Raw genomic sequence first — 7,652 nt, forward strand, 5'->3', positions numbered from 1 at the left:
GCGGGCCTCTACATGCCGCGGAACCGGTGCAGGAACGCCGGGCTGACCGGCAGGGTCTCCCCGCAGTCGCGCAGCCGCAGCCGGTACTTGCCCAGCTCGTTCCTGCGCACCCGGTCGATCGCCGAAACCCGCACCACCGCACCGCGGTGCACCTGCCAGAACGCATCCGGGTCCAGCCCTGCCAGCAATTCCTTCAGCGGCGTCCGGATCACCGCCTCGCCGTCGGCGGTGACGACCCGCACGCACTTGTCGCGGGCCTGGAAGAACAGCACCTCGTCGATGCCGATCATGCGCACGCTGTCGCCGGCACTGGCGCCGATCCAGCGGATCAGGCGCTCGCCCCGCGGCCGCAGCCGCGCCTCGAGGTCTTCGACCAGCGCCTGAAGGTCGGTGGCAGGGGCCTGCCGAAGCCGCTCGCGCAGCCGTTCGACCGCCCGGCCCAGGCGCACCGGCTCCACCGGCTTGAGCAGGTAGTCCGCCGCACCGGCCTCGAAAGCGGCGATCGCGTGCGCGTCGTATGCGGTGGTGAACACCACCAGCGCGCCGGCCGCGACCGCGGCGCGGGCCACGTCCAGGCCGCCCACTCCGGGCATGCGGATGTCGAGGAACGCGACCCGTGGCCGGTGTTCGGCCACCGCGGCCAGCGCCGCGATGCCGTCGCCGCATGCGGCCACCACCTCGAGCTCCGGCCAGGCCTGGGCCAGCATGTCGAGCAACGCGGCGCGTTGCGGCGCCTCGTCCTCGGCGATCAGTGCGGTGATCGTGCTCACGGCGGCGGCGCCTGCAGTGGCACGTGGATGCGCGCTGCCGCTCCGCCCCCGGGACGCCCCGCCAGACGAAGCCCGGCCCGGTCTCCGTAGCGCACCGCCAGCTGCTCGCGCACGTTGGCCAGCCCGACCCCGCCGCCCACGCCGTGGACCAGCCCGGCGCCGTCGTCGCTCACCTCGACCAGCAGCCGCTCCCCGTCCACCCGCGCGGACACGCGCACCGCGACCTCGCCGGGCCGGGGTTCGACGCCGTGCTTGATCGCGTTCTCCACCAGGGTGATCAGCAACAGCGGCGGGAACGGGCGCGCGCGCAGCGACGGGTCGGCGTCGATCGCGTAGCGCAGGCGCTCGCCGATGCGCAGGCGCATCAGTTCCAGATAGCTCCGGCAGATGTCGAGCTGCTGTCCCAGCGTGGAATGCAGCAGCGCGCCATCGTCGCGCAGCTTCGGGATCGTCGCGCGCAGATGCTCCACCAGGGCGTCCAGGGTGGCCTCGGCGCGGGCCGGGTCCTGGCGCACCAGCGCCCGCACCGAGGCCAGGGTGTTGAACAGGAAGTGCGGCTCCACCTGTGCCTGCAGCACGCCCAGGCGCAGTTCCGACTGGCGGGTCTGCGCCCGCAGTTCCGCCATCTCGCGACCCTGTTCGCTGCGTTCCCAGCGGCGCCGCTCGCTGAAGTAGGCGCGCAGCGCCAGGCCGCCGCCGAACAGCCCGTACACCACCAGCAGGAACACCAGGTTGACGCCCAGCGCCAGGAGCCGCGCGGCGCCTTCCAGCGGCGCTCGCGATGGGCGCGCCGGGCCGACGCCGGCCGCGATCTGCTCGACCTGGCTGGAGGCCCACCAGTCCACCAGCCCGCTCAGCGCCACCCCGGCGAGCACCGCCGCCACCACCATCCGCCGCTCGCGCCGCAGCGGCCAGTGCCGGTAGCGCACCCAGGTGGCCAGCGCCGGCCCGGCGGTGGCCATCAGCAGGAACGCGGCGAACAGGTGGGCGCCGGCGAACAGCCCTGCCCGGTAGTCGGCGCTGGACACGCCCACGCCGAGCGCCGTCGCCAGCGCGAACAGGCCGATCGCCAGCGCGAACAGCAGCGTGCGCCCGCGCAGCCACGGGCCGCTGAAGACCGGGTAGCGGCGATAGCGGCTCCACACGGTATTGCCGCCGACCAGCACGTCGTCCGGCAGCGGACGGTGCAGCGCATACCCGGGCCCGGGCGCGGAAGTCGCCGCCATCGCTAGGCTCCCGGCCGGCCCGGATCCCAGCCCTTGCCCCGTCTCATCGCCGCTCCCCCTTCAGGACCTGCCCGGCCTGGTGCAGCTCGAGCGCGTCGACGCTGCCGCCCCGGTCGCGACGGAAGCGGATCTCGATGTCGAACGCCGGGGCTTCGAAGACGTCGTCGCCACGGGCGTCCAGCGGAAACTCGCCCTGGCCGGTGGCCTGCGCGTGCAGCGTACCGCCGCTTTCGCGCACGACCAGCGAGAACCCCGGCATCAGCGGGTATTCGCCCGCGTACTCGGCAAGCGCCTCGGGGGCCAGCGCCACCGGGGAAGCGGTGCGCGGTTTGCCCAGCGGCAGCCGCGCGTCCATCAGGTGGTTGCCGACGTCGCCCAGCCCGCCCAGTTCGTACAGCGCGGTATCCGAGAGCACCACCACGCCCCGGGCCCGGCCCGTATCAAGGGCGACGAACGAAGAGAACCCGCCGGTCGCGCCCTCGTGGACGTGCACCGTGCGCTCGTCCAGCGGCGCCAGCAACCAGTTCATCGCCATTGGTTGCGCCGCGGTGCCGGGCAATGGCTCGCGTGTCTTGGCCAGCGCCGCGTCCAGCCGCGACTCGTTCCGCCCGAGGTGGGCCTGCACGTAGCGCACCATGTCGTCGAGGGTCGCGCGCACTCCGCCCGCTCCGGCCAGGTCGACGTGGAACCGCCACGGCGGTACCGGCTTTCCGCCGCTGTCGTGGCCGGTGGCGAGACGCACGCCGTCCGGCCGCTGCGCCACGTAGGCGTCTTCCATCCCCAGCGGCGCGAACAGCCGTCGATCGAGCAGCGTCTCGAAATCCTCGCCGGCGCGGTGGGCGACGGCCACCGAGAGCAGCATCGATGCGAAGTTGGAGTACTCGAACTCCGCCCCGGGCGGACGCGTCAGCTTGATTCGCCCGAGCGCCGCGAACAGGTCTGCGGCCTCGAGCGCCGCGTACGGATCGCGCGGATCGACCGTCCCGATGCCCGGCGGCAGCCGGGGCAGGCCCGAGGTATGGGTGACGACGTGCCGCAACAGGATCGGCTCGCCTTCGAATGCGGGCACCGCGGCGCTCGCGGGCAGCCAGTCCGCCAGCGGATCGTCCAGAGACCCGCCGCCTCGCGCGATCTGGTCGGCGAGCAGGGCGGCGGTCATGGTCTTGGCGACCGAGCCGATCTCGAAGGCGACCTCGGCGCCGATGCGCCCCTGGTCGGCCGGGTCCGCGCAGCGCCAGGCGCGCGCGACCCCGCCGGCTTCGACCACCGCGGCGGCGAGGCAGGCGCCGGTGCGGTCGCCGGACAGGCGCCGATCCAGCGTGGCGGCCAGTTCGGCGTCGGTCATGGCCTGCGCCGCACCGCTGGCGGCCAGCGCTGCGGCAAGGGCTGCAAGGCGTAGTTTCATGCCGAATCTCCATCTCGTTGGGGTACGCCGCCATCCTGCCGGCCGGCCACCGCCAACGCAGGGTCCTGCGACGAAGCGCCCGCGGCCGGCGACGAAACCGCGCTGGGCGGACGCGAACCTCGTCGCGACGGGGCGACCGGTCAGTCCTGCGCCAGCAGTTCGCGCATCGCCGCGGCATAGTCGGCGGCGATACGCTCGCGCCGGGGGTGGCGGCCTTCGCTGACCACGGTGCGCCCGCCCACGCGCGTTTCGCGCAGCAGCGGACGGTTGCCGCTGAAGATCCAGCGGTCGGCCACCTGCCCGGCGCTCGCACCGGCCAGCACCGGCGCGTCGGCATCGAGCACGATCGCGTCGCCACCAGCCGCGAACCCTGTGGCATGCGCCACGCTGGCGGTCGCACCGCGCAGCAGGGTCTCGCCGACGCTGTCGCTGCCGTGGCCCGCGGCGACGTTGCGGTGACCGGTCTGCAGGCGCTGGCCGTACTCCAGCCAGCGCAGCTCTTCCACCGGCGAGACCGAGATGTGCGAGTCCGAACCGATGCCCCAGCGGCCGCCGGCGTCCAGGTACGCGCGCAGCGGGAACAGCCCGTCGCCGAGGTTGGCCTCGGTGGTCGGGCACAGCGCCACGCATGCGCCGCTGGCGGCGAGGCGGGCGATTTCCGCCTCGACCAGGTGGGTGGCGTGCACCAGGGTCCAGCGCGCGTCGACCTCGAACCGGTCGAGCAGCCACTCCACCGGCCGCGCATCGCGCAACGCCAGGCAGTCCTGCACCTCGCCGACCTGCTCGGCGACGTGGATGTGCACCGGCAGCGCGGCCGGCAGTGCGGCCAGGGTCTCGCGCATCGCCGTCTCCGGCACCGCGCGCAGGCTGTGGAAGGCGATCCCGGTGCGCAGCGCGTCGCCGTCGAGCGCCCGCAGCCGGTCGACCAGGCGCAGGAACGCGTCGACGCGATGACCGAAGCGGCGCTGTCGCGGCGCCAGCGCGCGGCCGTCGAAGCCGCCGGTCATGTACAGCACCGGCAGCAGGGTCAGGCGGATCCCGGTCTCGCGCGCCGCCTCGACCAGCGCCAGCGCCATCGCCGCAGGATCGTCGTACGCAGCGCCATCGGGCCGGTGGTGCAGGTAGTGGAACTCGCACACGCCGGTGTAGCCGGCTTCGAGCATCTCCACGTACAGCTGCGCGGCCACCGCGCGCAGGATCTCCGGCGTCATCCGCGCGGCGAAGCGGTACATCGTCTCGCGCCAGGTCCAGAAGCTGTCGTGGCTGCCGCCAGGCGCGCTGCCGCGGCGCTCCGCCAGCCCGGCCATCGCGCGCTGGAACGCATGGGAATGCAGGTTGGCGATGCCGGGCAGGCACCACCCGGCCGGTTCGCGCGCGACGGGTGCGTTCATGGCGCCATTGTGCCGCGCGCGCGCGGCGGAAACGATCCCCTCGCGCCGGACCGCGGCGCATGCTGCGGTCCGTGGCGGGCCGGGCAGCCGGGGTCCCGTACAATCGCGGCATGAACGATCCGCAGCAGGCTCCCTGGGACGGGCTGGTCGTCGGCGCGTCGCTGGCCACGCTCGACGGCGACCGCGGCTACGGCGAGGTCCAGGACGGGGCGCTGGGCTGGCGCGACGGCTGCATCGTCCACGCCGGGCCGCGCGCCGCACTGCCGGCCGACCCGAACGCGCTGTCCGGGGTGGTGATCGATGCCGGCGGCGGCTGGATCACCCCGGGGCTGGTCGACTGCCATACCCATCTGGTGTTCGCCGGAGACCGCGCCGGCGAGTTCGAGCAGCGGCTGCAGGGTGCCGGCTACGAGGAGATCGCCCGCGCCGGCGGCGGCATCGCCGCGACGGTGCGGGCGGTGCGCGCCGCCGACGAGGACACGCTGCTGGCGCAATCGCTGCCGCGCGCGCGCGCGCTGCTGGCCGATGGCGCCACCACGCTGGAGATCAAGTCGGGCTACGGGCTGGACTTCGACGGCGAACGCCGGATGCTGCGGGTCGCGCGCCGGCTCGGCGCGGAGCTGGGCATCGCGGTGCGCACCACCTACCTCGCCGCCCATGCGCTGCCGCCGGAGTTCGCCGGCCGCGCCGACGCCTACATCGAGGCGGTGATCGGGTGGCTGCCCCGGCTGCACGCCGAGGGGCTGGTCGACGCGGTCGACGCCTTCGTGGAGCGGATCGGCTTTTCCGCCCCGCAGGCGCAGCGGGTGTTCGAAGCGGCGCGCACGCTCGGCCTGCCGGTGAAGCTGCATGCCGACCAGCTCAGCGACGGCGGCGGCGCGGCGCTGGTGGCAGGCTTCGAGGGTCTGTCGGCCGACCACGTCGAGCACACCGGCGAGGCCGGGGTGCGGGCGATGGCGGCCGCCGGGACCGTCGCGGTGCTGCTGCCGGGTGCGTTCCACGTGCTGCGCGAGACCAGGCTGCCGCCGCTGGACGCGTTCCGTGCCCACGGCGTGCCGATGGCCGTGGCCACCGACTGCAATCCCGGCACCTCGCCGCTGCTGTCGCTGCGCCAGGCGATGCAGCTGGCCTGTACCCATTTCCGGCTCACCCCCGAGGAGGCGCTGCGCGGCGCCACGGTGAACGCCGCGCGCGCGCTCGGGCTGCGCGACCGCGGCGTGCTGCGGCCCGGCATGCGCGCCGATTTCGTCCATTGGGCGGTCGCGCGGCCGGCAGAACTCTGCTATTGGCTGGGTGGCCAGCTGGCCGCCAGCGTCCACGCCGGCGGCCGCCGGGTCGCTTGAAAGCACCCGCGACCGCGCTACCCCGCCACCCGTCGTCCATCGCCACCGGAGAAACCATGCGCCGACCCACCCTGCTCTGCTGCGCCCTGCTGTTCGCCGCCGCCGCCTCCGCGCAGGAAGCGCCCGACGCCGCGGTCCGGCTGGCGCAGGACGCGATCATCGTCGACACCCACATCGACGCCCCCGGGATACTGATGGACCGCTGGGCCGACCTGGGCGTGGAGGCGCCGGACCGGGAGTTCGACCATCCGCGCGCGCGCGCCGGCGGCCTCGATGTCGCCTTCATGTCGATCTACACCTCGGCGCGGCAGGACGACGCCGGCGAGGCCTGGCAGGCGGCGCATGCGCAGATCGACGCGGTCGAGGCCCTCGCCGCGCGCCATCCCGACAAGTTCGCGATCCTGCGCTCGCCGGGCGAGGTCGACGCGCTGCGCGAGGGCGGCCGGGTGCTGCTGGCGATGGGCATGGAGAACGGCGCGCCGATCGGCGACGACATCGCCGAGCTGCGGCGCTTCTTCGACCGCGGGATCCGCTACGTCACCCTCGCCCACAGCGCCAACAACCGCATCGCCGACTCCTCCTACATGCTGGAAAAGCGCTGGAACGGGCTCAGCCCGTTCGGCCGCGAGGTGGTCGCGGAGATGAACCGGCTGGGCATCATGGTCGACGTCTCGCACCTCTCCGACGCGGCGGTAGAGCAGGCCGTGGAGCTGAGCAGCGTCCCGGTCATCGCCAGCCATTCGGCGCTGCGCCACTTCACCCCGGGTTTCGAGCGCAACCTCAGCGACGAGCTGGCGCTGGCGATCGCGGCGCGCGGCGGCGTGGTGCAGATCCCGTTCGGCAACGCTTTCGTCAACCCCGAGGCGGCCGCCGACACCCAGGCCTATTTCCGCGCGGTGGCCGACTTCAACCGCCGCAACCAGGAACTCGAGGCCGCCGGCCAGCCGCCGCAGGACCGCGAGGCCTTCGAGGAGCAGTGGGAGGCCGACCATCCGATGCCGCCGACGGCGATCGAGGCGGTGCTCGACCAGATCGACTACGCGATCGAGCTCCTGGGCGAGGAACACGTCGGCATCGGCTCGGACTTCGACGGCGTCAGCGGCAACCTGCCGGAAGGGCTGCGCACGGTGGCCGACTTCCCCAACCTGGTGGCCGGCATGCAGGCGCGCGGCCATTCGGAGCGGACCATCCGCAAGGTGCTGGGCGGCAATCTGTTGCGGGTGTGGAAGGAGGTGGAGGGGGGCGCGGCCCCGCGCTGAGGCGGATCGTTGCCAGAGATCCGTCGATGCCCGTCGCGCTGGCGTGTCAGGACGACCCGGCCAACCTTGTCCGGGGTCCGGTGGAGCGGGCTTCGGAACCAGCGGTACCCGGGCCGGGACAGGCTTCCGGCGGAGTTGGGCCCTTCATGGCGGGGCTTCGGAACCAGCGGCGCCCGGGCCGGGGGAGGCTCCCCGGCGGAGTCGGGCCATCCATGGCCCGATCCGCCGCCGCAGGCCGTCCATGGCCTGCTGTCCGCC

The 7,652-nt window shown here is 73.9% G+C and carries 6 protein-coding genes; 2 read left to right on the forward strand and 4 right to left on the reverse strand.

Annotation, left to right across the window (positions count from 1 at the left end; all coding sequences use genetic code 11):
* Positions 1-8: 8 nt before the first annotated feature.
* From QFW77_RS12970 to QFW77_RS12985, 4 genes are all read right to left on the reverse strand, one after another.
* Positions 9-770: a LytR/AlgR family response regulator transcription factor gene (locus tag QFW77_RS12970; protein ID WP_280575177.1), complete on the reverse strand. Its 762-nt coding sequence runs from the start codon at positions 768-770 to the stop codon at positions 9-11.
* A complete protein-coding gene (locus QFW77_RS12975; protein ID WP_280575178.1) occupies positions 767-1,996 on the reverse strand; it encodes a sensor histidine kinase in 1,230 nt (409 codons plus the stop codon). Before QFW77_RS12975 ends, QFW77_RS12970 begins: the two co-directional genes overlap by 4 nt.
* Before the next feature lie 43 nt (positions 1,997-2,039).
* On the reverse strand, positions 2,040-3,401 hold the full coding sequence (locus QFW77_RS12980) for a serine hydrolase (RefSeq protein WP_280575180.1): 1,362 nt from the start codon (positions 3,399-3,401) through the stop codon (positions 2,040-2,042).
* A gap of 140 nt (positions 3,402-3,541) precedes the next feature.
* Positions 3,542-4,828, reverse strand: coding sequence for a formimidoylglutamate deiminase (locus QFW77_RS12985; RefSeq protein WP_280575197.1), 1,287 nt, complete (start codon positions 4,826-4,828; stop codon positions 3,542-3,544).
* Positions 4,829-4,902: 74 nt separating this feature from the next.
* On the opposite strand from QFW77_RS12985, the gene hutI reads away from it, so the two are divergent.
* Together hutI and QFW77_RS12995 are read left to right on the forward strand one after the other, a co-directional pair.
* Positions 4,903-6,135: an imidazolonepropionase gene (gene hutI, locus QFW77_RS12990; protein WP_280575181.1), complete on the forward strand. Its 1,233-nt coding sequence runs from the start codon at positions 4,903-4,905 to the stop codon at positions 6,133-6,135.
* Between the two features lie 56 nt (positions 6,136-6,191).
* On the forward strand, positions 6,192-7,394 hold the full coding sequence (locus QFW77_RS12995) for a dipeptidase (RefSeq protein ID WP_280575182.1): 1,203 nt from the start codon (positions 6,192-6,194) through the stop codon (positions 7,392-7,394).
* Positions 7,395-7,652: the final 258 nt, after the last annotated feature.

The organism is Luteimonas endophytica, from assembly GCF_029887875.1.
Lineage (GTDB): Bacteria > Pseudomonadota > Gammaproteobacteria > Xanthomonadales > Xanthomonadaceae > Luteimonas > Luteimonas endophytica.